General features: G+C 68.1%; 25 protein-coding genes and 2 pseudogenes. 23 read left to right on the top strand and 4 right to left on the bottom strand.

All coding sequences use genetic code 11. The features are described 5' to 3' along the window. Nucleotides 1-45 precede the first annotated feature (45 nt). The 4 genes from C8J26_RS01605 to egtD all read left to right on the top strand — a co-directional run bounded on the left by C8J26_RS01605 (nt 46) and on the right by egtD (nt 3,305). Nucleotides 46-276 (top strand): twin transmembrane helix small protein, encoded by a 231-nt coding sequence (locus C8J26_RS01605; protein ID WP_056418893.1) that lies wholly within the window; start codon nt 46-48, stop codon nt 274-276. A gap of 144 nt (nt 277-420) precedes the next feature. After that, nucleotides 421-1,005, top strand: coding sequence for a cob(I)yrinic acid a,c-diamide adenosyltransferase (locus tag C8J26_RS01610; protein WP_056418890.1), 585 nt, complete (start codon nt 421-423; stop codon nt 1,003-1,005). A gap of 54 nt (nt 1,006-1,059) precedes the next feature. After that, nucleotides 1,060-2,328 carry an ergothioneine biosynthesis protein EgtB gene (gene egtB / locus C8J26_RS01615; protein ID WP_082445383.1) on the top strand — a complete coding sequence of 423 codons (1,269 nt, stop codon included), beginning with the start codon at nt 1,060-1,062 and terminating at the stop codon, nt 2,326-2,328. Further along, nucleotides 2,328-3,305 (top strand): L-histidine N(alpha)-methyltransferase, encoded by a 978-nt coding sequence (gene egtD / locus C8J26_RS01620; RefSeq protein ID WP_107956461.1) that lies wholly within the window; start codon nt 2,328-2,330, stop codon nt 3,303-3,305. The genes egtB and egtD overlap by 1 nt, the downstream gene beginning before the upstream one ends. A 1-nt stretch (nt 3,306) precedes the next feature. Here egtD and C8J26_RS01625 read toward each other — a convergent pair whose 3' ends face one another. After that, nucleotides 3,307-4,455, bottom strand: a complete 1,149-nt coding sequence (locus C8J26_RS01625; protein WP_107956462.1) for a DUF1176 domain-containing protein — start codon at nt 4,453-4,455, stop codon at nt 3,307-3,309. 71 nt (nt 4,456-4,526) lie between these two features. Between C8J26_RS01625 and C8J26_RS01630 the strand changes: the two genes are divergently transcribed. From C8J26_RS01630 to C8J26_RS01635, 3 genes are all read left to right on the top strand, one after another. Then, nucleotides 4,527-5,408, top strand: a complete 882-nt coding sequence (locus tag C8J26_RS01630; protein ID WP_107956463.1) for a 3-hydroxyacyl-CoA dehydrogenase NAD-binding domain-containing protein — start codon at nt 4,527-4,529, stop codon at nt 5,406-5,408. Nucleotides 5,409-5,520: 112 nt separating this feature from the next. Further along, on the top strand, nt 5,521-5,847 hold the full coding sequence (locus C8J26_RS20005; RefSeq protein ID WP_146168756.1) for a hypothetical protein: 327 nt from the start codon (nt 5,521-5,523) through the stop codon (nt 5,845-5,847). 430 nt (nt 5,848-6,277) lie between these two features. Next, nucleotides 6,278-6,664 carry a VOC family protein gene (locus C8J26_RS01635; RefSeq protein ID WP_333998474.1) on the top strand — a complete coding sequence of 129 codons (387 nt, stop codon included), beginning with the start codon at nt 6,278-6,280 and terminating at the stop codon, nt 6,662-6,664. 492 nt (nt 6,665-7,156) lie between these two features. On the opposite strand, the gene C8J26_RS01640 is transcribed toward C8J26_RS01635, so the two are convergent. After that, nucleotides 7,157-7,723: an energy transducer TonB gene (locus tag C8J26_RS01640; protein WP_107956465.1), complete on the bottom strand. Its 567-nt coding sequence runs from the start codon at nt 7,721-7,723 to the stop codon at nt 7,157-7,159. Nucleotides 7,724-8,057: 334 nt separating this feature from the next. Between C8J26_RS01640 and C8J26_RS01645 the strand changes: the two genes are divergently transcribed. From C8J26_RS01645 to C8J26_RS01680, 8 genes and pseudogenes are all read left to right on the top strand, one after another. Beyond that, the gene (locus C8J26_RS01645; RefSeq protein WP_107956466.1) at nt 8,058-8,774 is read left to right on the top strand and encodes a hypothetical protein; all 717 of its coding nucleotides are present in this window, start codon (nt 8,058-8,060) and stop codon (nt 8,772-8,774) included. After that, the gene (locus tag C8J26_RS01650) at nt 8,771-10,108 is read left to right on the top strand and encodes a DNA-packaging protein (RefSeq protein ID WP_107956467.1); all 1,338 of its coding nucleotides are present in this window, start codon (nt 8,771-8,773) and stop codon (nt 10,106-10,108) included. Before C8J26_RS01645 ends, C8J26_RS01650 begins: the two co-directional genes overlap by 4 nt. Nucleotides 10,109-10,287: 179 nt before the next feature. Further along, nucleotides 10,288-11,037, top strand: a pseudogene (locus tag C8J26_RS01655) (DUF2460 domain-containing protein); the annotation flags it as partial. A 108-nt stretch (nt 11,038-11,145) separates the two neighbouring features. Then, nucleotides 11,146-11,943: a DUF2163 domain-containing protein gene (locus C8J26_RS01660; protein WP_107956469.1), complete on the top strand. Its 798-nt coding sequence runs from the start codon at nt 11,146-11,148 to the stop codon at nt 11,941-11,943. Further along, entirely contained in the window at nt 11,940-12,311 is a 372-nt protein-coding gene (locus tag C8J26_RS01665; RefSeq protein WP_107956470.1) for an NlpC/P60 family protein, read from the top strand. Before C8J26_RS01660 ends, C8J26_RS01665 begins: the two co-directional genes overlap by 4 nt. Before the next feature lies 1 nt (nt 12,312). Beyond that, nucleotides 12,313-14,463 carry a phage tail protein gene (locus tag C8J26_RS01670; protein ID WP_107956471.1) on the top strand — a complete coding sequence of 717 codons (2,151 nt, stop codon included), beginning with the start codon at nt 12,313-12,315 and terminating at the stop codon, nt 14,461-14,463. Between the two features lie 22 nt (nt 14,464-14,485). Further along, nucleotides 14,486-14,989, top strand: coding sequence for a DUF2793 domain-containing protein (locus tag C8J26_RS01675; RefSeq protein ID WP_056418860.1), 504 nt, complete (start codon nt 14,486-14,488; stop codon nt 14,987-14,989). A 119-nt stretch (nt 14,990-15,108) separates the two neighbouring features. After that, on the top strand, nt 15,109-16,227 hold the full coding sequence (locus C8J26_RS01680) for an OmpA family protein (RefSeq protein ID WP_056418855.1): 1,119 nt from the start codon (nt 15,109-15,111) through the stop codon (nt 16,225-16,227). 403 nt (nt 16,228-16,630) lie between these two features. Here C8J26_RS01680 and ygfZ read toward each other — a convergent pair whose 3' ends face one another. Beyond that, nucleotides 16,631-17,374 carry a CAF17-like 4Fe-4S cluster assembly/insertion protein YgfZ gene (gene ygfZ, locus C8J26_RS01685; protein ID WP_244185113.1) on the bottom strand — a complete coding sequence of 248 codons (744 nt, stop codon included), beginning with the start codon at nt 17,372-17,374 and terminating at the stop codon, nt 16,631-16,633. Nucleotides 17,375-17,455: 81 nt separating this feature from the next. On the opposite strand from ygfZ, the gene pyrC reads away from it, so the two are divergent. Continuing rightward, the gene (pyrC, locus tag C8J26_RS01690) at nt 17,456-18,493 is read left to right on the top strand and encodes a dihydroorotase (protein WP_107956472.1); all 1,038 of its coding nucleotides are present in this window, start codon (nt 17,456-17,458) and stop codon (nt 18,491-18,493) included. 223 nt (nt 18,494-18,716) lie between these two features. Here pyrC and C8J26_RS01695 read toward each other — a convergent pair whose 3' ends face one another. Continuing rightward, nucleotides 18,717-19,061: a hypothetical protein gene (locus C8J26_RS01695; protein ID WP_107956473.1), complete on the bottom strand. Its 345-nt coding sequence runs from the start codon at nt 19,059-19,061 to the stop codon at nt 18,717-18,719. A gap of 155 nt (nt 19,062-19,216) precedes the next feature. Between C8J26_RS01695 and C8J26_RS01700 the strand changes: the two genes are divergently transcribed. The 7 genes and pseudogenes from C8J26_RS01700 (at nt 19,217) to C8J26_RS01730 (ending at nt 25,186) form a co-directional block, all read left to right on the top strand. After that, a complete protein-coding gene (locus C8J26_RS01700; protein WP_107956474.1) occupies nt 19,217-21,709 on the top strand; it encodes a helicase-related protein in 2,493 nt (830 codons plus the stop codon). A gap of 7 nt (nt 21,710-21,716) precedes the next feature. Further along, a pseudogene (locus C8J26_RS20770) lies at nt 21,717-21,971 on the top strand (RNA-binding S4 domain-containing protein); the annotation flags it as partial. Between the two features lie 287 nt (nt 21,972-22,258). Beyond that, nucleotides 22,259-22,600: a ferredoxin FdxA gene (gene fdxA, locus C8J26_RS01710; protein WP_031393648.1), complete on the top strand. Its 342-nt coding sequence runs from the start codon at nt 22,259-22,261 to the stop codon at nt 22,598-22,600. 206 nt (nt 22,601-22,806) lie between these two features. Continuing rightward, a complete protein-coding gene (locus C8J26_RS01715) occupies nt 22,807-23,340 on the top strand; it encodes a CarD family transcriptional regulator (protein WP_056018441.1) in 534 nt (177 codons plus the stop codon). A gap of 323 nt (nt 23,341-23,663) precedes the next feature. After that, nucleotides 23,664-23,975, top strand: a complete 312-nt coding sequence (locus C8J26_RS01720; protein ID WP_055882210.1) for a hypothetical protein — start codon at nt 23,664-23,666, stop codon at nt 23,973-23,975. A 38-nt stretch (nt 23,976-24,013) separates the two neighbouring features. Further along, entirely contained in the window at nt 24,014-24,796 is a 783-nt protein-coding gene (locus tag C8J26_RS01725; protein ID WP_234422583.1) for a hypothetical protein, read from the top strand. Nucleotides 24,797-24,823: 27 nt separating this feature from the next. Further along, the gene (locus C8J26_RS01730) at nt 24,824-25,186 is read left to right on the top strand and encodes a Rap1a/Tai family immunity protein (RefSeq protein ID WP_146168757.1); all 363 of its coding nucleotides are present in this window, start codon (nt 24,824-24,826) and stop codon (nt 25,184-25,186) included. The last annotated feature ends 28 nt before the right edge of the window (nt 25,187-25,214 follow it).

The raw sequence follows: 25,214 nt of genomic DNA on the forward strand, positions 1-25,214 counted from the left end.
CTACGCGGCATTGCTAGCGTTGCCGCGCGCGCTTACATTCGATCCATGAACACTTTCCTCGTCATCCTCCTGATCGCGGCCATGATCGCGACCGTCGTGGCTCTGGTGCGGGGCGTCGTGTCGTTCCTGCAGGAGGGCAGCGCGCAGGTCCGCGACGGCAACGGGCCGAGCGCCGCGTCGCTGAAATCGAATCGGATGATGCAGCAGCGGATCTTCTTCCAGGCCCTCGCGATCCTGATCGTGGTGGTGATCCTGTTTGCTGCCGGGCGTACCTGAGGCGCTTTTTCCATCGCTCATCCCCTCCTAGTCGTTCCGGCTCTCGTTGGGATAGCGAGGAGGGTGCGGTAGCTTCGACCGCGGCATGGCTCGAACCGAAGACCCGGCGGTCCCGCAAATCGATCGCACTGAAGGAAACGACCGGTGGTCAAGCTCAACACGATTTACACGCGCACGGGTGATGCCGGGACGACCGGTCTGGTCGACGGCTCTCGCGTGTCGAAGGCCAGCGCGCTGATCCAGGCGATCGGCGACGTCGATGAGGCGAACTCCGCGATCGGCGTTGCCGCGGTCGCGTTGGGGGAACATCCGTTGGCCGCCGCGCTCGCGCGGATCCAGAACGACCTGTTCGATCTCGGCGCGGATCTGGCGACTCCCGCCAGCGAGGGGGCGGACGACGACGCGTTCGCGCCGTCCGAGATGGTGTTGCGGATCGTGCCGTCGCAGGTCGCGCGGCTGGAGCGCGAGATCGATGCAATGAACGATCACCTTGCGCCGTTGCGCAGCTTCATCCTGCCCGGCGGATCGGCGCAGGCGGCCGCACTGCATCTGGCACGTGCGATCACGCGGCGTGCCGAGCGATCCGCCGTCGCGGTCGAGTCTCGGCTAAATCCGGCAGCATTAGCGTATGTTAACAGGCTGTCTGATTTCCTGTTTGTTGCATCGCGGGCGGTGAACCAAAACGGGGCTGGCGACGTTCTATGGCAACCGGGGGCTATGCGCGACTAGGTGTGCGCCTCCGTTCGAGCGCTGCGCGGAAAGTGCCGGATAGAAGGAAAGCCGATGCCGGATCCCGTTCGCTCCACAGTGTCCCCGTCGCAGCAGTCCGAATTGGCGGACCGCTTCGCCAAGGTTCGTGCGCTATCGCTGGACCTGGCCGCGCCACTGTCGGATGCAGATGCGACGGTGCAGTCGATGGCCGATGCGTCGCCGACGAAATGGCATCTGGCGCATACCACATGGTTCTTCGAGACGTTCGTCCTGCGCGATCATGTCGCGGGTTACGCGCTGCACGACGATCGATTCCCGTTCCTGTTCAATAGCTATTACGAGGCCGAGGGCCGTCGGCATGCGCGCGATCGGCGCGGGATGGTGACCCGGCCGTCGCTGGACGAGGTGCGGGCGTATCGCGCGCATGTCGACGCAGCGGTGCTGGCGGCGCTGCCGGACCTGTCGGCGGACGCGCACGCGCTGGTCGCGCTCGGCTGTCATCATGAGGAGCAGCACCAGGAATTGCTGGTGACGGACATCCTCCACATGTTCTCCGAAAATCCGCTGGAGCCTGCGATGTGGCCGGCGGCGCGGAAGGTGCCGGTCGAGATGCCGGGCGCGATCGGCTGGATCGCGAACGATGGCGGGATCGTCGAGGTTGGGCATCGGGGCGACGGGTTCGCGTTTGATTGCGAAGGGCCGCGGCATCAAGCGCTACTGGCACCGCATGCGATCGCGGACCGGACGGTGACGAACGGCGAATGGGCCGCGTTCATCGCGGACGGCGGCTATACCGAAGCACGGTATTGGCTGGCGGACGGTTGGGCCTGGGTGAAGGCCGAGGGCATCGTCGCGCCGCTCTATTGGGAAGAAGGCGAGTCGGGCTGGACCCGGTTCGGGCTGGACGGGCGTCGCGCGATCGATCCGGCGGCGCCGGTGACGCATGTCAGCTTTTTCGAGGCGGATGCGTATGCGGCCTGGGCCGGCGCGCGGTTGCCGACCGAGTTCGAATGGGAGGCGGCGGCGGCCTCGCACGATGCGGGCGGTGGAAACCAGATGGATGTCGCTGGGCCCGTCGAGCCAAGGCCATCGACCGGCGGTCCGGGATTCTTCGGTGATGTCTGGGAATGGACCGGCAGCGCGTATCGGCCTTATCCGGGGTTTGTCGCGGCGGCGGGTGCGGTCGGCGAGTATAACGGCAAGTTCATGACGTCGCAGTTCATCCTGCGCGGTGGCAGTTGTGCCACCCCACGCGGCCATGCGCGCGCAAGTTATCGCAATTTCTTCTATCCGCACCAACGGTGGCAGTTCACCGGCGTGCGCCTCGCGAAAGATATCTGATGTTGAAGCCTGAGATCGAGGACGGCCAGCAGACGCTCGCCGACCCGCAATTCCGTGCGGACGTGCTGGACGGGCTGGCACGGCGGCCGCGTGCGATCCCGGCGCGGTGGTTCTATGACCGGCGCGGGTCGGAACTGTTCGAGGCGATCACCGACCTGCCCGAATATTATCCGACACGGACCGAGCGTTCGATCCTCGAGACGGCGTGCCCCGAGGTGGCGGTGATCGCCGGTACGGGGCGGGCAGTCGTCGAGTTCGGCTCGGGATCGTCGACCAAGACGCCGATCCTGCTCGAGGCGGTCGCGCCATCGGTCTATGTGCCGATCGATATTTCGGGCGACTTCCTGCGCGAATCGTCGAAAGCGCTGGGCGAGCAGTTCCCCGACCTGCTGGTGCTGCCGTTCGAGGCGGATTTCATGCGGCCGCTCAGCCTGCCCAAGACGATCGCCGACACGCCGAAACTGGGGTTCTTTCCTGGGTCGACGATCGGCAACATGATCCCGCTGATGGCGGTCGACCTGTTGCGCGCGATGCGCAGCTCACTCGGCGTGGGCGCGATGCTGTTGATCGGGATGGACCGGATCAAAGGCGCGGACGTGCTGGTGCCGGCCTATGACGATGCACAGGGCGTGACGGCGGCGTTCAACATGAACTTGCTCGAGCGGATCAACCGCGAACTGGGCGGCGACATCCCGCTCGACGCGTTTGCGCACAAGGCGGTGTGGAACGACGATCGCGCGCGCGTGGAGATGCATCTGGAGGCGGTGCGTGACGTCGCCTTCACGGTCGACGGGCGGTCATTCGAAATGTCTGCAAGTGACACTATTCACACGGAGAATTCGCACAAATATGGCGCGCGGGATGCGCGGATTTTGTTGCGGTCGGGGGGGTGGACGCCGGTGGCGGCGTGGACCGACCCCGAGGGGCTGTTCGGGGTGTATCTCGCCGAGGCGCAGGTGGAGCGGCCGGCGCCGTAAGCTAGCGCACCACCTTGGTGCGCCAGGTGGTGATGTAGTCGATGTTGCCGCGGCATTCGCCCATGTCGGCTTGCTCGGACAGGCGGAAGCGGGTGCCGTCCCAGACGAAGCTCTGGTGCGAGCCGCAGTCGCCGAGGCCGCGGCCCTTGGCGTAGCTGGTGAGGACGCCGTTCTCGAACGCGCCGTTGACGACGCTCTGGACGGAGGTGCCCGAGTCCGCGCCGGTCGCGTCGAAGCCCGCGGGCGCGTCGGTGCGCGCGGGGGTGACGACCGCGCCCTCGACGATGAACAGCGCGCCGATCAGGTTATACGCGCCGGTCGAGCAGGGCAGGAGCACGAGCGACTTGCCGTCGCCGAGCGCGTGGACCTCGGGCGCGAACAGCGTCGGGTCCCCGCCACCCTCGGCGCCACCGAGATCGCACTCGCCGCGCTTGCGCATCGTCGCGATCTGCGCGGGGGTCAGGTTGACGGCGGCGCCGCTGGGGGTGATCGCGGCGATGACGGGGAGGGCCGGCGTAGGCGCGCGCGACGGGGCGGGGCCTTTCGCGACGATCGCATCGACGCTGCCCGCGCGGCCCTGTTGCGCATCGACGTAGCGCAGCGCGGCGGCGGCGCCCTTCAGCGACAGCGTGGCGAGCGTGCCGCCTTTCGCGTCGAGGATCTCGAGCGACGCGGCGTTGGCGATCCGGGCGGCGAGCGTGGCGGCGTCGCGCAGCGCCACGGGCTTGCCGTCGACGGCGAAGCTGGCGGGCGGGCGCGTGGTGGCGGCCTCGTCGTTGCGGGTCTCCAGCGCGAGCGAGACCGTGCCGCCGCCGCGCGCCACCGGGCCGGGCTCGCGCATCAGGTTCAGCGTTATCATGTCCTCGCTAAGCCCCTGCTCGGGGAGCAGCGAGGCGAGCGTGCAGCGCAGCGTGGTGTCGCAGCCGACGGTCCAGTCGGCGAAGGTCTTCAGCGTGCCGGGCGTCGGCTTGGCGTGCGAATCGGTCGCGGGTGCGGGCGGGCGCGGCGTGGCGGGGGTTGCCCTTGGTGCTGGTCCGGACTCCGGCCCGGACTTCTGCACGGATTGGGGCGTGGGCTGGCTTGGCGAGCAGGCCATCAGCGGCAGCACGAGGGCGGCGGCCAGCGCGGAAAAGATCGGTTTGCACGACATGGCCACAGCCTAGCGCGGTGGCAGCGCAGGGAAAAGCCGCTAGGGAGGGCGCAACAAAGCAGGAGAGAGACATGAGCGGGACCGGGCAGACGATCGGCGTGATCGGCGCAGGGCAGATGGGCGCGGGGATCGCGCAGGTGTCGGCACAGGCTGGCTTCCACGTACTGCTGGCGGACGTGTCGCTGGAGCAGGCCGAAAAGGGCAAGGCGGGAATCGCTAAGGCGCTCGCGCGGCTGGTCGAGAAGGAAAAGATCGGGTCGGACGCGCGTGACGGCGCGCTCGCATTGATCGAGCCGGTCGCGAGCGTGGCGGACATGGGCGACTGCGCCATCGTCGTCGAGGCGGCGACCGAGCGCGAGGCCGTCAAGCGCGCGATCTTCGCCGAGGTCGGCAAGGTGCTCGGGCCGGACGCGATCCTGGCGTCGAACACATCGTCGATCCCGATCACGCGGCTGGCGCAGGCGGCCCCCGATCCGTCGCGGTTCATGGGCGTGCATTTCTTCAACCCGGTGCCGGTGATGCGGCCGATCGAGCTGATCCGCGGCCTCGCGACGTCGGACGCGACGGTGGCGGCGGTCGAGGCCTATGCCGAGCGCCTCGGCAAGCAGGTGGTGCACGCCAACGACGCGCCGGGCTTCATCGTCAACCGCGTGCTGATGCCGATGATCAACGAGGCGTGCTTTGCGCTGGGCGAGGGCGTGGCGAGCGTGCGCGACATCGATCTTGCCTGTCAGCTGGGGCTGAACCATCCGATGGGGCCGCTGACGCTGGCGGATTTCATCGGGCTGGACACGTGCCTGGAGATCACGCGCGTGCTGTTCGAGGGCACAGGCGATCCCAAGTTCCGGCCCGCGCCGGTGCTGGTGAAATATGTCGAGGCCGGCTGGTTCGGGCGCAAGACCAAGCGCGGGTTCTATGACTATTCGGGTGTGGAGCCGGTGCCGACGCGGTGAGAGCGGGGCGGATGTGTCGGGGGGGCGACACATCCGCCCAATGTCAGACGTTGCGGCTTGTCGCGGTGTCACCCGAAAGCGGTCGTTCGCAAGGCTGATCAGGCGCGCCCTGTTGGTGACCAGCCTTCCTATTCGGTTGCCGATCAACGCGCCTTACCCTGAGCGTTCCTTTCAACTTTCGGGTCGTCTTCTCAATATCGCCGGATACGACCATCCCGAACTCACAAAGGCTTATGTCCGCAGTGGATGCCGGTTGAATGACTTTTTCGGCAATCTTGCAGCTTTGGCAATCAGGATCAAAAACCACACCGTAAAGGCCGGGTTTTCCCTCAATGCGGGCCAGCGCACCGTCGTCGCCATAGTGAACTATTTGGACGGGTTGCTGGGTCAGCCAAGAACCTACCTCCGGCAAGCTATCAGCGCGTCGGCATGCGTATAGCGATGACACGGCGACGGATGCCCACAAGGCGGCTGGCTTGAACTTCATTCCCAGAGGTTTGCAGACCAGGACTATTCAAGCAATGGCCGCTTTCCGAACTCCAACACCTAAAGCAGCCTGACCGCTTTCCACCACTTGCAGACATTCGCCAGAGAAGCCTAGCGTTAGGCATGACAGCGCCTATCGACCGCAACCGGACTTTCATCGGTCCTGTAATCGCAGGAATAATCCTGATCGTCCTCTTTGGCGGCTATGTGCTCTTCGCGTGGCTGGCAGGCGACGTTTGACGTCCGTTTTCCACCATCTGCGATCCAAAGCGGACAGTCTGCTTTCCTGCCCAACCCGGACATTCCCGAAATTCGATCCTAGATGGGAAGCAGGCGTTGGCTCGACGTCCGGATTAGGGCAGCGTCGCCGGATGCCTCAGCGCTTGAACCTGACCGCCCTCCTCGTTGACGAGTATGACACCGCCATCTCCTTCTTCGTCGGGAAGCTTGGCTTTGAGTTGCGTGACGACACCGCGTTGACAGATGGCAAACGGTGGGTGGTGGTCGCGCCCCACGGCACAGCGAGCGGATTGCTACTGGCGCGGGCTGTTGGCGACAGGCAACGTCAAGCGATCGGTGATCAGAGCGGCGGTCGAGTGTTCCTGTTTCTCGAAACGGATAACTTCGTCCGTGACCACTTGGCTTACACGCAGCGGGGTATCATCTTTGTCGAGCCTCCTCGCCATGAACCGTATGGCATCGTGGCTGTCTTCGAGGACCTCTATGGCAACCGATGGGATCTGATCGAACCTATCGCCGGCGAGCAATGATTCCCGATTGAGCATCCTTTTGAGAAGGACCGCAGAGTCAGCGGATGTCCGGTAACGCCATCTGCGTTCCCAATTACGGACCTTCCGCTTTCCTTCCCAATCTCGGCCATTCCGCTGTTGCCCACAAGCGGCCACAAGACGCATAATTCGATGCCGTGCTACAATGCCGACGGGGGAGGGGGAGTGCGGACGGTGAAGACACCAGATGACTTGATCGAGTGGGCGAACGAGCAGCGCGAAGACGCTTTGCGATAGGTCGGTCTCTTCAGTAGCGGCGGCGTGAAGGCGCAGCTTGTCATGCCGGATGGAACGACGCAGGACATTACTGCCGGGGTGCTTTCGCATCAGAAAGCGAACATAGACGCTTTCACGCGTCTCGTGTCGGCTTTGAAGAGTTGATGTCCGCTTTCCTCATAGCAGCGGACAGTGCGAGACCGTAGTCTTTGGATTGTGCGAAGCGGTAGCGGGGTCGGGTAAGCGTTCTCGCACTTCTCAATCGCCCGGCAGGAATCCCGAGTGCATATTCTGGGTCTCTTCCTGGGCATGGAGATATTGCATCTGCCACTGCGCGCGCGTCAGGCAGATGCGCGTGCTGGCGATGAGCGAACCGGTGGTCGCCTGCGGGCGGCAGATCTTCCGGTTCGGATCCGCCGATTTCGTATTGAGCGCCAGCGTCGTGGCGGGCTTGGCGATCGGGCCCTTATAGTCCTTCGGCAGCGCCCAGATGATCTGGCCTTGCTGGCGCGTCACCACGCCGCCGCCATTGGGCGCGAGCCAGGGCTTCATCTTCAGGTGAGAAATGAGGAGGTCGCACGTCGCCTCGTCCAGCGCGGGAAAGCCGCTGCTCTTCGATACCGCGCAGGATCGTAGCCGACCTTGCCGGTCGGTCGTGACGTCGATGCCGACGGTCCCCTGTTCGCCGCGCGCGAGCGAGCCGCGCGGGTAATTGGCGAACTGGATTTCGCCGTTGGTTCGCCGGGTGACCTCCTGCGGAGTCTCCTGTGCCGTCGCGGCGCCCGCCAGCAGCACCAGGGCAAATAGAGCCGGGATCCCTTGCATGCTAACCCCTGTCTTTGTCACAAGTTGGTTCAGGCTGTTGGGAGTATGTCTTGTCAGCCCATCGGTACAGGTGTGATTCTTACTGTCGAATACTACTCAAAACTGCGGTGTCTCTCAAGTGTAGCGCACGTGTTGGGGAAGATCGCTTGCAGGCGTAGGGTTGCAGCGACGGTCTAGAACCAGATCGGTTAAAATGCTTGACATCGTCACGCTCGTTTGGTACATAACAGGAACGCTGAAGAATTGCGAGTCGGGCCGGGACGGTCGGGGTGAGAGCCTCGGGTGTCGCCGGCCCTTTTGCGGTCTGGCGGGTCCTGTCGGGGGGAGAGCGGGGATGGTGCGGCTGGTGGCGGGGGAGAAACGGATCGTGCAGTGCGCCGCGGTGCGCAAGGATGGCTGGACCAAGGCGCGGCGCGCCGGGTTCTTCGCGATGCTGAGCGCGACGTGCAACGTGCGCGCCTCGGCCGCGGCGATGGGGATGACCGATTGCGGCGCCTATTATCTGCGGCGGCGCGATCCGGTGTTCGCGGCGCAGTGGCAGGAGGCGCTGGCGGAGGGCTATGGCCGGCTCGAACAGGGGTTGATGGCGCTTGCGCTCGAGGGGATCGACCCGTCGCCTGCGATCGAGGCGGGGATCGCGCAGGCGCGCGACGCGACGGGCGCGCATGCCAAGACCGAGGGGTATGGCGCGGCGCGGCGGAAGGCCGCCTCGGATGCGCGCGCTGCCGAGGGGGCGGGGGATGCAGTGGTGCCCGATGCTGGTGTCGGCGGGGTCGGGGTCGGGGTCGGGGGCGGGGTCGGCGGCGGGGGCGTGCGGTCGGCGGGTATCACGTCGGTCGATCTGGCGTTGCGGTTGCTGGCGCGGAATGCGGACCGGGTCGCGGGGACGGCGGGCGGACGCGGGCGGAAAGCGCGTGCGTCGGCGGAGGAGACCGATGCGGCGCTGATCAAGCATCTCGACGCGCTGGCGAAGCGGATCGCGGCGGCGGAGGTCAAGCGGGTGGGGGGCAAGGTGATCGAGCATGATGCGCACGAAGAGCCTTCGGCATGAGCGGGGCGGGGTCGCGCGATCCGGTGGCGGAGCTTGCGCTGTTGCCGCGGAGCCGGGCGGACTGGGTGCTGGGCGCGCTGACCACGGCGCAGCGGCGCGAGCTGCAGGAGCGCTGGGCGGTATGGGCGCATCCGGGGCAGCATATCGGGGCGGGGTCGGATGTGGCGGACTGGCGGATCTGGGTGATCCTGGCGGGGCGGGGGTTCGGCAAGACCCGCGCCGGGGCGGAATGGGTCAGCCAGATCGCGCGGGACAATCCGGGCGCGCGGATCGCGCTGGTCGGGGCGACCAGCGAGGATGTCCGGCGGGTGATGATCGAGGGCGAGAGCGGGTTGCTGGCGGTCGCGCGCGACGACGAGGATCCGGTCTGGCGGTCGGGCGCGGGCGAGCTGCGCTTTGCGAACGGGGCGCTGGCGTCGGCCTATTCGGCAGAGGCGCCCGAGAGCCTGCGGGGGCCCGAGCATCATGTCGCGTGGTGCGACGAGGTGGCGAAATGGCGCAACGGCGATGCGACATGGGACAATCTGATGATGGGGCTGCGGCTGGGGACTCTGCCGCGGATCGTGGTGACGACGACGCCGCGACCGGTGGCGCTGCTGCGGCGCATCCTGGCGCTGCCGGGGGTGGTGCGGTCGCAGGGGCGGACTCGCGACAATGTGCATCTGCCCGCGAGCTTCGTCGAGGCGGTCACCGCGAGCTATGCGGGCACCCGGCTGGGGCGGCAGGAGCTGGACGGCGAGCTGATCGAGGACGTCGCGGGGGCGTTGTGGACGCGGGACCTGCTGGAATCGCGGCGAGTGGCGTGCGCGCCGGCGGTGGCGCGCGTCGTGGTGGGGGTGGACCCGCCCGCGGGCAGCGTGACCGGCGGGCCGGGCGATGCGTGCGGGATCGTCGCGGTGGCGCTGGGCAACGATGGCTTCGGCTATGTGCTCGAGGATGCGAGCGTGGCGGGGGCGAGCCCCGAGGGCTGGGCGCGCGCGGTGGCCGAATGCGCGGCGCGGCACGGCGCGGACCGGGTGATCGCTGAGGCGAACCAGGGCGGCAAGATGGTGGCGAGCGTGCTGGCCGGCGCCGACCGCGCGATGCCGGTGCGGCTGGTGCATGCGTCGCTGGGCAAGAGCGCGCGCGCCGAGCCGGTGGCGGCGTTGTACGAGTGCGGGCGCGCCTGGCACGTGGGCGCGTTCCCGGCGCTGGAGGACGAGCTGTGCGGGCTGATCGCGGGCGGCGGCTATGAGGGGCCGGGGCGGTCGCCGGATCGCGCGGATGCGCTGGTGTGGGCGATGACCGAGGTGATGCTGGGGCCGCGGGCGCGGGTTTCGGTGCGGGTCTTGTAGGGCGTTCGGGGCGGATCGTTCGAGCCTCACCGCCCCTCACCCTCCCACGCGCGAGAGCGCGTGGGCCCCTCCCTCTCCCCGGCGGGGAGAGGGGACGTTTCAGGAGAGCGACATGAAATTGTTCGGGTGGAAATCCGGACGCGATGAGTCGCGTCCGGTGTTGTCGCGGTCGGCCACGGGCGTGGTTCGTGCTGCGGCCCGACCAGGCGGCGCAGTGGGGGCTGATCGAGGCGGCGGCCGAGGCGGCGCGCGCGCGCGGCGTGGCGGAGACGTTCCTGTGGGCGCTGCCCCAGGTGATGCGCGACGGGTTCGTGCATTTCGACACGATGGGAGACGAGGCCGTGGATGCGTTCGACGACGTGCTGTTCCCGCTCGAGCTGGGGCGCGAGGCCGAGGTGGCGCCGGGATTTTCGACCGCGATCCTGACGAGCGCCGGGGGGCGCGAGGCGCGCAATGCGGGCTGGGCGGAGGCGCGGACCTCGTACGACGTGGGGCCGGGATTGCGCAGCGAGGCGGATATCGGCGTGCTGCTCGCGTTCTTCCGCGCGCGGATGGGCGCGGCGCGGGGGTTCCGGTTGCGCGATCCGTTCGATTTCGCCGCGGCGGGCGAGGTCGTCGGGGTCGGCGACGGCGTGGCGCGGCGGTTCGCGCTGGTGAAATGCTATGGCGCGGCCGAGCGACGGATCACGCGACCGGTTGCGGGAAGCGTCGTGGTGGCGGTGGATGGCATCGCCACCTCGGCGTTCTCGGTCGAGGCGGGCGGCTGGGTGGTGCTGGACGTGGCGCCGGCCGCCGGCGCGGTGGTGACCGCGGGGTTCACGTTCGATGTGCCGGTGCGGTTTGCCGAGGATCGGCTGAGCGTGGCGCGGGCGACGTTTCTGGCGGGGGTGGCGGCTTCGGTGCCGTTGATCGAGGTGCGTGAGGGGTGAATTGGCCTGGGGCACGCGTTCCGAGCCTCACGCCCCTCACCCTCCCACGCGCAAGGGCGCGTGGGCCCCTCCCTCTCCCCGTGGGGGAGAGGGGTTTAGGAGAAAGCCATGTTTCTGGACGGTGAGCTTGCGACGGTTGCGCTGTGCTGGCGGATCGAGCGGCGTGACGGGGTGACGGTGGGGCTGACCGCGCATGATCGCGACCTGGTGGTGGCGGGGCTGGTGCACCGGGCGGCGCCGGGGATGACTCCGTCGGCGATTCAGCGGTCGGACGGGCTGGAGGCGGATACGATGGATGTTGCAGGCGCGCTGACCTCGGCCGCGATCGGTGAGCGCGATCTGCTCGGCGGGCGGTGGGATGGTGCGCGGGTGATGCTGTTCGCGGTGGACTGGACCGACCTCGGCGCGCGCGTCGCGCTGGGCGAGGGGATTATTGGCGCCGTCGAGCTGGGGGAGGCGGGGTTCACCGCCGAGCTGCGCGGGGCGAGCGCGGCTCTGGAGCGGCCGGTGGTGGAGGCGACGTCGCCGGAATGTCGCGCGGAGTTGGGCGATCGGCGGTGCCGGGTGGCGATGGCGGCGCGGCGCAGGTTCGCGCGGGTGGTCGCGTGTGCGGGCGCGCGGGTGACGCTCGATGCCAGCGCGGCGGGGCTTGGCGGCGGGCTGGTGCGCTGGTTCGCGGGTGCGAATTGCGGGCTGGAGAGCGCGGTCGCGCAAGGCGACGGGATGACGGTCACGTTGCGCGCGGCGCCCGCGTTCGTGGTCGAGGCGGGCGTGCTGGTCGAGCTGGTCGAGGGGTGTGACAAGAGCCTGGCGACCTGCGCGGGGCGGTTTGGCAACGCGGTGAATTTTCGCGGGGAGCCGCATCTGCCGGGGATCGACCTGCTCACGCGGTATCCCGGCGCGTGAGCGCGGTGGCGGATGCTGCGTTGCGGGCGGTTGGTACGCGGTTTCGGCTGCATGGGCGGGGGGCGGACGGGCTCGATTGCGTCGGGCTGGTCGCGGTGGCGCTGCGGGCGGGCGGTTACGCGGGCGCGGTGCCGACCGGGTATTGCCTGCGTGGCGGCGACTGGGGTGTGCTCGACCGGGTGCTGGTGCGAGTCGGAACCGCGGCGCCCGGCGACGTGCTGCTGATGGCGGTGGGGCCGGGCCAGGGGCATCTGGGAATCCGGACGGCGGCGGGGTTCGTGCATGCGGATGCGGCGCTGCGGCGCGTGGTGGAGCGACCGGGGCTGCCACCCTGGCCGCTGATCGGGGTCTGGCGAATGGAGGTGTGACATGGCGACCTTGGTACTGACCGCGGTGGGAAGCGCGGTGGGCGGGCCGGTCGGCGGCGCGATCGGCGCGCTGATCGGGCAGGCGGTCGATCACACGGTGTTCGCGCCGGCGCGGCGCGAGGGGCCGAGGCTGGTCGAGCTGGCGGTGCAGACATCCTCCTATGGCAGCCAGATCCCCAAGCTGTTCGGGACGATGCGCGTGGCGGGGACGGTGATCTGGGCGACCGACCTGATCGAGAGCCGCGCTACGTCCCGGTCGGGCAAGGGGCAGCCGAGCGTCTCGACCTATTCCTATGCGGCGTCGTTCGCGGTGCTGCTGTCGGCGCGCGCGGTGCTGGGGGTGGGGCGAATCTGGGCGGAGGGCAAGCTGCTGCGCGGGGCGGCGGGCGACTTCAAGACCGCGACGGGGTTCCGGCTGCACCTGGGCGGCGAGGACCAGGCGGTCGATCCGCTGATCGCGTCGGCGGAAGGCGCGGCGACGCCCGCCTATCGGGGATCAGCCTATGCGGTGTTCGAGCTGTTGCAGCTGGCGGATTTCGGCAACCGCATCCCGTCGCTGACGTTCGAGGTGATCGCCGACGACGGCATGGTGTTCGTGTCGACGATCGCCCGCGCGCTGGCGGCGGAGGTGTCGGGGACGACGGCGCTGGCGGTGGGCGGCTTTGCTGCGGCCGGCGGGAGCGTCGGCGCGGTGCTGGCGATGCTGGGGGAGGCCGGCGGGGCGTGGTTTGCGCCATCGGGTGCTGGGCTGGTGATGCGCGATGCGGCTGCGGCCACCGTCGTCGTGGCCGATGAGGGGTTTGCGGCGTCGGGGAAGACGAGTGCGCGGCGGGCGCGTGCGGTGGCGGCGATCGAGACGGTGCCGCGGACGGTGAGCGTCGGCTATTATGATGCGGCGCGCGATTACCAGGCGGGCGTACAGCGCGCGCGTCGGCCGGGGGCGGGCTTGCGCGACGTATCGGTCGAGGTGCCAGCGGTGCTGGAGGCGGGGGCGGCCAAGACGGTGGCGGAGGCGATGCTGGCGCGTGCCGAGGCCGGGCGCGTGCGCAGGACGCTTGCGGCCGGGTTCGCGGCGATGGGAATAGCGCCCGGCGACTGCGTGGAAATCGCGGGCGAGAGCGGCGTCTGGCGGGTGGCGGATAGCAGCATCGAGGGGATGGTGACGACGCTGGGGCTGGTGCCTCTGGTACCCGCGTCGCTGCCCGCCAGCGCGACGAGCGGGCGCGTGTCGGGCGCGGTCGATGCGGTGATCGGCGTGACGATCCTGCACGCGTTCGAGGTGGCGGGGCTGGAGGATGCGGGGTTGAGCGCGCCGCGGATGACGGTGGTCGCCGCGGGCACGGGCGCGGCGTGGCGGCAGGCGGCGCTGCTCTACAGCATCGACGAGGGGGTGAGCTGGGTCGCGGCGGGGGCGACGGCGGCGCCCGCGGTGCTGGGGACGATCGCGGTGGTGGCGCCGGGTGCGTCGACGACGCTGGTCGATCTGCGCGGCGCGTTCGAGGTGATCCTGGCGCAGGCCGACATGGAGCTGCGCGATGCGGATGCCGCAGCGCTCGACCGCGGCGTCAACCTGGCGGTGCTGGGCGACGAGCTGGTGCAGTTCGCGCGCGCGGAACCGCTGGGCGCTGCGCGGTGGCGGTTGAGCGGGTTGCTGCGCGGGCGGCGGGGGAGCGAGGCGGCGGCGGGTGCGCAGGCGATCGGCGACCGCTTCGTGCTGATCGAGGCGGATGCCGCGCGGACGTTCGACCTGCCGGTGTCGGTGCTGGGGCGGACGGTGCGCGTGATGGCGTCGGGGGTGGGCGACGCGACGCCGGTCGAGACGCGGTGCCTGATGACGGGTGCATCGGTGGTGCCGCCGTCGCCGGTGCATCTGGTGTGCGCGGGCGAGGTGGACGGGAGCGCGACGGTGCGCTGGACCCGGCGCAGCAGGGCGGGGTGGCGGTGGATCGACGGAGTCGACTCGCCGCTTGCCGAGGAAGCCGAGGCGTACCGGGTGACGGTCGCAGCCCCCGGGGGCACGCGCGACGTCGATGTCGTCGTGCCGACGGTGTCGGTGACCGCGGCCGAGCGGGCCGCCGGCGCGGTCGTGACGGTGCGGCAGCGCGGCGTGTTCGGCGAGTCGCTGGCGGCGGACCTGATCGTACCGGCGTGATTCACCAACGGGGGAACGAATTATGAGCGACGAACGCACATCGCGGCTGGCATTGCCGTTGCTGCAGCCTGGCCAGGCGCAGAAGGAAACGACTCACAACGAGGCGCTCGCGCTGCTCGACCTGACGGTGCAGGCGAGCGTACTGACCGCGGGAACCAATACGCCGCCGGGCGCGCCGGTGGCGGGAAACGCCTGGATCGTCGGCACCGCGCCGACCGGCGGCTGGACCGGGCAGGCGCGGGCGATCGCGGGGTGGACGAGCGGCGGGTGGCGGTTCGTTGCCCCGCGCGAGGGGATGACGGTGTGGAGCATCGCCGACGGGCAGCCGATGCGGTTCGGCGGCGGCGCGTGGACGGTTGGCGTGCTGGCCGGGACTCGCGTCTCGATCGGCGGAGTCGACGTGGTCGGCGCGCGGCGTGCGGCGATTCCCGACCCGACCGGCGGCACCGTCGTCGATAGTCAGGCGCGGGCCGCAATTGGCGCCATATTGGGCACTTTACGCGGTCACGGGCTGATTGGCGGCTGAAACACCCCAAAAACTGTGTCGTTCCAGCAACACCTCTAACTTTTGTCAGCTTGCGTGGAAACAAGCCCGAGGATAGGGAGTTTGCGATGTCCGTGTGACACTCATGAAAGGGGATTAGTATGCGGAAGCTTGCCGTCGTTCTGGCACTCGCCTCCACCGCACTCGCCACTCCCGCCCTCGCCCGCGACAAGTCGTGGTACGTAGGCGTCGAAGGCGGTGCGATGATCGTTGAAGACATCGACTATGATATCGGCGCATTGAACAATGCCGGTTCGGTCGATCATAACTATGGTTACGATGTCGACGCCGTAATGGGCTACGACTTTGGCGGTTTCCGCCTCGAAACCGAAGTCGGCTACCGCAAGGCAACCGTGGACGGCTATTCGTCGACCACGACCACGCCTTTCTTCCAGGGTACCGCTCGCGGTAACGCAAACCCCGGTAACTACGACTATGCTGGTGGTTCGTCGTCGGCGCTCAGCTTCATGCTGAACGGCCTTCTGGACTTCGGTCCGGACGATGGCATCCAGGGCTTTGTCGGCGGTGGTGTTGGTGTTGCTCGCGTCAAGGCGCAGTATGCACTCAACAACAGCGGCGACTTCCTGAACGACTCGGACACCGTGTTCGCGTATCAGGGCCTGGCCGGTATCCGTGCACCGCTGACCGACCACATCGACGCAACGCTGAAGTATCGCTTCTTCAACGCTGAGAACGTCAAGCTGGTCGACATCTCGAACCGCGTGTTCGACGGTCGCTATCGTTCGCACAGCATCCTTGGTGGTGTGACGTACAACTTCGGCGAGCCTGCTGCACCTCCCCCGCCGCCGCCGCCGCCGCCGCCGCCGCCGCCTCCTCCCCCGCCGCCCCCGGCGCCGGTTGAAGTCGTCTGCTCGCCTGGTCCGTTCATCGTGTTCTTCGAATGGGACAAGTCGGACATCACGCCAGAGGCAGCGTCGATCCTCGACAACGCGATCACGCAGTACCAGTCGTGCGGCAACGCACAGGTCATGCTCGCAGGTCACGCGGACAAGTCGGGTTCGGCTTCGTACAACGTTGGTCTGTCGCAGCGCCGCGCAGATGGCGTGAAGGCATATCTGTCTTCGCATGCCATCCCGGACAGCGTGATTTCGACGGAAGCATTCGGCGAGAGCCGTCCGCGCGTCGAGACCGCCGATGGCGTTCGCGAAGTGCAGAACCGTCGCGTGGAAGTCACCTACGGTCCGGGTTCGGGCCAGTAAGACTTTCGCCAGTCGATCCTCGGATCGACTACGGAATGAAGATCGGGGAGGTCGGCGCAAGCCGGCCTCCCTTTTCTTTTGTCTGCCGTACGCGGCTTTTCGCGGGGGGAGCGTGCTGTGCGGCGGTGAGGGTTCGCGCGGAGGCGCGGAGGCGCGGATACGGTCCGTTCGGGGGAATCGCACCCGCCCTGCCGGCGGCATCGATTTTCCGAACCGTAGATGGGCTCACGCGAAGGCGCGAAGGCGCGAAGATAGCTTTGGCGGCGCGGCGTTGCCCGGCTTCCAGATATCGCGGAGCAGTGGCGTGCGTGGTCGTGGATTGGATTCGGACGCTGGCGCGGGCGCAACATCTTCGCGCCTTCGCGCCTTCGCGTGATATCTACTTGTGGGCGAAGTGCAGCGGCTACGCCGCGCTTGGGTCGCTCTCTGCCAAAGCCGCGGCAAGCCAGGTCGGGATGAGCGCGTCGCCGAGCGCCTCGACGCGGCGGAGTTCGATCATCAGGGCGCGTTCGGGATAGGTGGTGCGGGTACGGTTGCTCGGCTCGGTGAAGGGCGCGACGACGAGGCGGCGGTTGACCTTCGAGCGGTGGTGCATCCTGGCGGTGTTCTCTTGCCCGACATAACAGCCCTTGGTGAAGCTGACGCCGTTCAGTTCGCGCGCGTTGCATTCGAGCCACAAGGTCTCGCCGGCGCCGAGCTCGGCTACGCCTTCGCAGACGCCGAGCGACAGTCGGTGCGTGTGCCAGTCGGTCGCCGGTTCGCCCGCCGGGGCGAGCCAGCGCCTACCGAGCGCTGCAAGACGGGGGTCGGGAACGCCCTGATCGCCGGTCGGGGACCAGTGGACTTTCGTGTCGTCCGGCTGGAGCGTGATCTTGCGGCGCAGGCGGTAGAGCGTGAGGCGTTTCGTCAGTGGCTCGGCCTGCGTCGCCTCGGCGTCGATCAGCACGTCGTCGCCGTCCGCCCAGAGGATGAAATCGAACAGCACCTTGCCTTGCGGCGACAGCAAAGCGGACCAGGCGGGCGCGCCGGGGGTTAGCAGCGCGGTGTCGGCGGTGACCAACCCCTGTAGGAAGCCGCGCACGTCTTCGCCTGCGACGCGGATCACGCTGCGGTCCGCGAGCATCGTTCCGGGAATATGCTGGTCCATCCCCACCACCTAGTGCGCGCGTCGCGATTTCCAAGCACCGGGCGTCTGGCGCTGCCGGCTGCGCGCCGATAGGAAGGCGGCATGACCGACCGCCTCACGATCCGCCGCCCCGACGACTGGCATGTCCACCTGCGCGATGGCGCGATGCTGGAGGCGGTGGCGCAGCATAGCGCGCGGCAGTTCGCACGGGCGATCATCATGCCCAATCTGACTCCGCCGGTGACCTCGATCGAGGCGGCCACGGCGTATCGGCAGCGGATCATGGCGGCGCTTGGCGAGGGGGCGACCTTCACGCCGCTGATGACGTGCTATCTGACCGACGGTACCGATCCGGCCGAGCTCGAACGCGGCCATGCCGAGGGCGTGTTCACCGCGTGCAAGCTGTACCCCGCGCATGCGACCACCAATTCAGCGCACGGCGTCACCGACATCCGCGCGCTGACCGGCGTGCTGGAGACGATGCAGCGGATCGGCATGCCGCTGCTGATCCACGGCGAGGTGACCGACAAGTCGATCGACATCTTCGATCGCGAGGCGGTGTTCGTCGAGCGCGTGCTGACGCCGCTGGTGCGCGACTATCCGGGGCTGAAGATCGTGCTGGAGCATATCACGACCGCGGAGGCGGCGGCGTTCGTGGCTGAGGCGGACCACCCGATCGCGGCGACGATCACGCCGCAACATCTGCTGATCAACCGCAATGCGCTGTTCGACGGGGGGCTGCGGCCGCACGCCTATTGCCTGCCCGTGCTCAAGCGCGAAAAGCATCGGCTTGCGGTGCGGCAGGCGGCGGTGTCGGGGTCGCCGCGGTTCTTCCTGGGGACGGATAGCGCGCCGCATGTTGTCGGGGCGAAGGAATCCGGCTGCGGGTGCGCGGGGATCTTCAACGCGCCGTTCGCGCTGGAGGCGTATGTGCGCGTGTTCGACGAGGAGGGCGCGCTCGACACGTTCGAGGGGTTTGCGTCCGAGCATGGCGCGCGCTTCTACGGGTTGCCGCTCAATGAGGGCACAGTGACTCTGGTGCGCGACGATGTCGAGGTGCCGGCGTCGATCGGTACGGGCGAGACCGCGGTGGTGCCGTTCCTCGCGGGGACGAACGCCGGGTGGCGGTTCGAGGGGTAATCCGGGGCGGCTGTTTTGCCCCCCTACCGGTCCACCTGCCCCCCGCTAGTGTCATCCTGACGGAAGTCAGGACCCATAGCCACGCACCGCGCCGCCTGTAACCCTGGATCCTGACTTTCGTCAGGATGACGGCGTCGGTTGGCAGAATGACGGCGTGGATCATCAGGATGACGGCGTGGGAGGCGTTGCGGTTACCCCAGGAACCGCGCCGCTACCGCTTTCGTCAGGACGGCGGCGCGTTGAGCCGGTCGAGCCACAACCGCGCTTCCTTCTGTTCGCCGACCGCGCTGGCCTTGACCAGGCCGCGCGCGGCGAAGAAGTCGCGGTGGAGCGCGAACGGCTCCATCATCAGGCGCTCGCGCATCGCGGCGATGTCGGCGCCCATCTCGGCGAGCGAGTCGATCGTCGGGGCGATCGCGGCGCGGACGCGGCGGTCCGTGCTGCGGTCGAACAGGCCGAGCGAACCGGCGGCGGTCTTTTCCAGCGCCGCGACGAGCGTGTCGCGATAGTCGGTTTCGAGGTCCTCGCGCTGGGCGTCGAGACGGGCGAGGCGGTCGGGTTTTGCCATTCCCCCGACGTAGCGCGCCCGGCGGGGCGGTCAACGCATGTGGCGATGTCCGCGGCGAACCGCGCGCGCCGAGTAGGGCCAATCGGGCGACCGCCGATCACGCAATTGCGTACAGGTCATTGCACCGGCGCGGTTTACCCCCGATGTTGTCTGTCATGAGCGACGACGCGTCCGGTGGTATCACCGCGGTCCTGGGGCCGACCAACACGGGCAAGACGCACCTCGCGATCGAGCGGATGTGCGCACATTCCAGCGGGATGATCGGTTTCCCGCTGCGGCTGCTGGCGCGCGAAGTGTATGACCGCGTGGTTGCGATCAAGGGTGCGAACCGCGTCGCGCTGGTCACCGGCGAGGAGAAGATCGTCCCGCCCGATGCGCGCTGGTTCCTGTGCACCGCGGAGTCGATGCCCGACCGCGACGTCGCCTTTGTCGGTCTCGACGAAGCGCAGCTCGGCGCGGATCCCGAGCGCGGCCATGTCTTCACCGACCGGTTGCTGCGCGCGCGCGGCCGCGAGGAGACGATGATCCTGGGGTCGGAGGCGCTGCGGCCGATGATCAAGGCGCTGGTGCCCAAGGCGGAGATCGTCAACCGGCCGCGCTTTTCGACGCTGACCTATGCGGGCGCCAAGAAGATCAGCCGGCTGCCCAAGCGATCGGCGATCGTCGCGTTCTCAGCCGAGGAAGTCTATGCGGTCGCCGAGATGCTGCGGCGGCTGCGCGGCGGTGCCGCGGTCGTCATGGGCGCGCTGTCGCCGCGGACGCGCAACGCGCAGGTCGCGATGTTCCAGGCGGGCGAGGTGGATTATCTGGTCGCCACCGACGCGATCGGGATGGGGCTCAACATGGACGTCGCGCATGTCGCGTTCGCCAGCCTCAACAAGTTCGACGGCAAGCGGCAGCGGCGCCTGACGGTGGCGGAGATGGCGCAGATTGCGGGGCGCGCGGGGCGGCACCAGCGCGACGGTACGTTCGGCGCGCTGTCCGACGACGGGCCGGGCGCGTTCCTGCCCGAAGAGGTGCTCGCGATCGAGGAGCACCGGTTTCCGCGGCTCGAAAATCTGTACTGGCGGCAGGGCGCGCCCGATTTCGCGAGCATCGACGCGCTGGTCGCGAGCCTCGAAGCGCGTCCGCCCGCGGGTGTGTTGCGCGCCGCGCCGCAGTCGCTCGATCTGGGCGTGCTCAAGCGCTTGGCCGAAGAGGGCTGGGTGCGCGAGCGCGCGCGGCATCCGGCGATGGTCGCGCGGCTGTGGGCGGCGTGCGGCGTGCCCGATTTCCGCAAAGTCGGGCTCGATCCGCATGCGCGCTTCGTTTCGCGGGTGTTCGGGCATCTGAGCGAGGGGCGGGGGCATATCCCGCACCAGTGGTTCGCCGACGGGATCGCGCGGCTCGATACGGTCGCCGGCGACGTGCCGGTGATCGCCGGGCGGATCGCGGCGACGCGGATCTGGGCGTATATCGCGCAGCGTGCGGACTGGCTGGCCGAACCGACCTTGTGGGCCGCGCGGACCGCGGCGCTCGAGGAGCGGCTGTCGGATGCGCTGCATGCCAGCCTGACGCAGCGGTTCGTCGACAAGCGCACGACTGCGCTGATGCGGCAGATCGGCGCGGATGCGGGCGCGCTGCCGGTGGTGATCGGCCCCGAGGGCGAGGTGATGGTCGAGGATCATCCGATCGGGCGGCTCGACGGGTTCCGCTTCACGGTCGCGGCGGATGCGCGCGCGAGTGACAAAAGGCTGCTGCTCGCGGCGGCGGAAAAGCGCCTGGCGGGCGAGCGGTCACGGCGCGGGCAGGCGCTGGTCGACGCGGCCGATGCCGATATCGCGCTCGACGATGCCGCGCAGATCGTCTGGGCGGGGCATCCGGTGGGCAAGCTGGGGGCGGGGCCATCGTTCGCACGGCCCAGGCTGATCCTCGACCGGTCGCTCGACTGTCTCGACAAGGCGGCGCGCGAGCGGATCGAGGCGCGGCTGGTGCGGTGGCTCGCGACGATGCTCAAGCGACGGGTGGCGGTGCTGGTCGAGCTTGCCGAGACGAGCCGCGACGCGACCGCGACGCCAGCGTTGCGCGCGGTGGCGAGCGCGATCGAGGAGGCTGGCGGGATCCTGCCGCGGCTGCCGATGCGGCTGGCGCTCGACGCGATCGATCCCGATGCGCGCAAGCGGTTGCGCAAGACCGGCATCACGATCGGCGCGCTCGATTTGTTCGATGCGCGGTTGCTGAAGCCCGAATCGGCGCGCTGGCGGCGGGTGCTGGCGGCGGCGCGGGGGAGCGTGATCGCGGCGCCGCGCGATGGGGCGACGGTGCTGGCGCGCGGCAGCGACGGCGCGACGCTCGACGCCGGGTTCCGCCCGCTCGGGCTGCAGGCGGTGCGGGTCGACCTGATCGAGCGGATCGCGCGCGCCGCGCATGATTCGCGGCAGGGTCGTACACCGTTCGCGCCCGATCCGGCGCTGGCCACGTCGATCGGGGTCGATCCGGCGTCGCTCGAGCGGTTGATGGCCGAGCTCGGGTTCAAGGCGCTGGCGGGCGACACGCCGCGCTGGGTCTGGCGCGGCCGTCCGCCGGCGCGCCCGGCGGCGCCGGTTGCGATCGATCCGTCGCGGCAGAACGCGTTTGCCGGGCTTGCCGCACTGGTTCGCCATGGGTGAAGGCGCGATGCGGATCGACCGGTTCCTGTGGTTCGTGCGGCTCGCCAAGACGCGCAGCGCGGCGCAGGCGATCGCCGAGAAGGGGCGCCTGCGCATCGACGGGCGTCCGATCGACCGGGCGCATTGCCCGGTACGGATCGGCAACGTGCTCACCTTTGCCGCGTACGACCAGGTTCGTGTCATTCGCGTGGAGGCGCTGCCGACGCGCCGCGGGCCGGCTCCGGAGGCGCAGGCCTGCTATCAGGATCTGGTCGCGGGTAGCACGCCTGTCGGGGCGATGCGTGATCCGGCGCGCGTTGCGCTGGGCGAGGCAGCGCTCGAACCAACCATCCGTCATCCTGGCGAAAGTCAGGACCCAGAGCCAAGCCGGGCAGCCCTTCGCAACTCTGGGTCCTGACTTTCGTCAGGATGACGGTGGAGGGGGGAGGATCAGCGGGATAGCTTGATAACGTCTCGCAGAAGGCTTGCTATGATTGACGCGAGGGGCAGGCGGGCATAGTCGCTGCCGCATTCGTCGCCGGAAAGGAATCCGGCCCAGGAGTTCTCATAATGACCTACGTCGTCACCGACGCCTGCATCCGCTGCAAGTACATGGACTGCGTGGAAGTGTGCCCGGTCGATTGCTTCTACGAGGGCGAGAACATGCTGGTGATCAATCCCAGCGAGTGCATCGATTGCGGCGTGTGCGAGCCGGAATGCCCCGCCGAAGCGATCCTGCCCGACACCGAGAGCGGGCTTGAGCAGTGGCTCGAGCTCAACACGACCTTCTCGGCGCAATGGCCCAACGTCACGCGCAACGACAACCAGACGCCCCCCGACGCGGACGCGATGAAGGGCGTCGAGGGCAAGTTCGACAAATATTTCTCGCCGGAACCCGGCGCAGGCGACTGATATCGCATGCGAATTGCCCGATGGGGCAAGCCGTCTGCCATGTTCGGCTGGTAATTTTGTTGCAAAGCTGCTATTCGGGTCCGTGACGGGTGCGATGACGATAGTCGTGCGCCTGGCGTGAGTTAGACCTATCCCTCCCCCCGATGCAGCAGCGACGAGCCCTTCGTCGAGGCGTCGCGTGGAGGCCTGATCCGGAAAGGCCCCAAATGGCTGCCAAGGCACTGTCCTTCGATGTCGGTGATTTCGTCGTTTATCCAAAGCACGGGGTCGGCCGTGTGATCGAGCTCCAGCGCTCGGAAATCGCCGGCATGACACTGGAACTCTACGTCCTGCGGTTCGAGAAGGAGCGCATGACGCTCCGCGTGCCGACCAACAAGGCCGAAAGCGTCGGCATGCGCAAGCTGTCGTCGGACAAGACGATGCGCGAGGCGATGGACACGCTCAAGGGCAAGCCCAAGGTCAAGCGCACCATGTGGTCGCGCCGTGCGCAGGAATATGAGGCGAAGATCAATTCGGGCGACCTGGTGTCGATCGCCGAAGTGGTCCGCGACCTGTTCCGCGCCGACGACCAGCCCGAGCAGAGCTATTCCGAGCGCCAGATCTTCGAAGGCGCGACCAGCCGCCTCGCACGCGAACTGGCCGCGATGGAAGAGATTGACGAGCCCAAGGCGCAGGAGAAGATCCTCGACATCCTTCGCGCGGCGGCTGCGATCTACAACAAGGACAAGGTGCCGGCGTAACGCCCGCGCATCTTGCCAAGACGAAAGGGCGGTCCTGCGGGGCCGCCCTTTTTCGTTGTCGGCGGCTCTTGGAAGCAGTGGCGCGGGCCGGGGTGGCATATTCAAGTATATGTTCCGCTTGGCGAGTCGAGAACTACTTATCTGAACCTAAGCTTGCTATAGGCAAAGAAAGCAACTGCCAGACTCGTTGCACCTGCAATGCTGTCCTAGATGCCGGTGCCGACCAACTCTCACCGCACGGTACGAACGTCTCGCCGGATATCGATTGTCATTCCGCCGACTCTCCGCTGACTGACGCCATCCAGTTTTGGAAGGATAAGTTTATGCGTTCGAATCTCCCGAAATACCCGACGGTTGCCCTGATCCTGATCGCCGGGATCGGCCTGAGCGGTTGCGCCACCAAGGGCTTCGTCCGTGAGCAGATCGCCGTGGTCAACACGCGCATCGACGGCCTGGACGGCCAGCTGCGGACCGTCGAGGGCACGTCGGGCCAGGCGCTCGCCCAGGCCCAGGCGGCTGCCGGCCAGTCGCAGCAGAACGGCCAGCGGATCGACCAGATCAACAGCCGCGTCGATGGCCTCGACCAGCAGATGCAGATGCAGGCCAAGCAGCGCCAGCGCAAGCCGCGCGGCTAAGCCATCATCGCGCACGCCTGCATCGACGGACGGCCCGGTTGGACATTCGCATCGTGATGTCTGCCGGGGTGTCCCGTCGCGCGTGTCGTACAGGCTTCGGCCTGGCGCTATCGCTCGCCCTCGCCGCGCCGCAAGTGGCGTCGGCGGGGGCAGTGATTGCCGCGACCAAGTCGCGCAAAGCCAAGCCGAGCGCGCAGCCAAAGCGCGCGCGCGCCAAGACCGCCAAGGTTGTGGCGCCGCCGCTGGTGTTGCCGCCGCAATCGGAGCCGGCGAGCCGCATGATCGCCTGGATCGCAGCCGAGCATGACAATGGCGGGCTGCCTTATGTCGTGATCGACAAGCAGGCGGCGTCGTTGCTGCTCTTCAGCGGCAAGGGCGACTTCATGGGCGTGACACCGGTCCTGCTCGGCGTCGGCATCGGCGACGACTCGTCGCCGGGTATCGGTGCCAAGGACCTGGCCGATATCGGTCCGGCCGAGCGGACGACGCCCGCGGGGCGGTTCGTCGCGAAGTTCGGGCGCGCCTTTGGTCGGCAGCGCGTGATCTGGGTCGATTATTCGAATTCGGTGGCGCTGCATGCGGTGATCACCACGCACAAGAGCGAGCACCGGGTCGAACGGCTGTTGTCGCCGTCGCCAGACGACAACCGGATCAGTTTCGGCTGCATCAATGTCGGTACCAAATTCTATACCGGCACGCTGACGCCGGCGTTCCAGAAGAAGGGCGGGGTCGTCTACATTCTGCCCGACACAAAATCGCTCGACGACGTGTTCCCACGCGTGCGCCTGCTGCCCTATGTCAGCGCTGCCGTCGCGCGCTGAAGTGCGGTCCGGCGCGAAGGGAAAACGATGATCCTGCTGATGCTTGCCGCACTCGTCGCGGCCGATCGAGTTCCTGCTCGCAAGACAGATAGGGCGCCCGATCGACCGGTGGTGGTGAGTTCGCTCACGACCCAACAGCTGCTGGAATTCTGCCAGGGCAAGGACAGCGATCCGAGCGCAAATTTCTGCACCGGGTACATCCTCGGCGAGTTCGACGCACTGTCGCTGGCGGGCGACATCTGTCCGTTGCCGGCCAGTGTCTCGAACATCAAGGTCGCGGCCACCGTGCGCGGCTATCTGCGCGCGCGGGCCAAGAAGACGGGCACCGGTGCGCCGTCCTTCGTCGTGCGCGATGCGCTGCGCGACGCCTATCCGTGCAAGCGCAAATAGCGCGACGATCGGTCCTGGCATCACGCCA

The sequence above is a fragment of the Sphingomonas aurantiaca genome, assembly GCF_003050705.1.
In the GTDB taxonomy this organism is placed as follows: Bacteria; Pseudomonadota; Alphaproteobacteria; order Sphingomonadales; family Sphingomonadaceae; genus Sphingomonas; species Sphingomonas aurantiaca.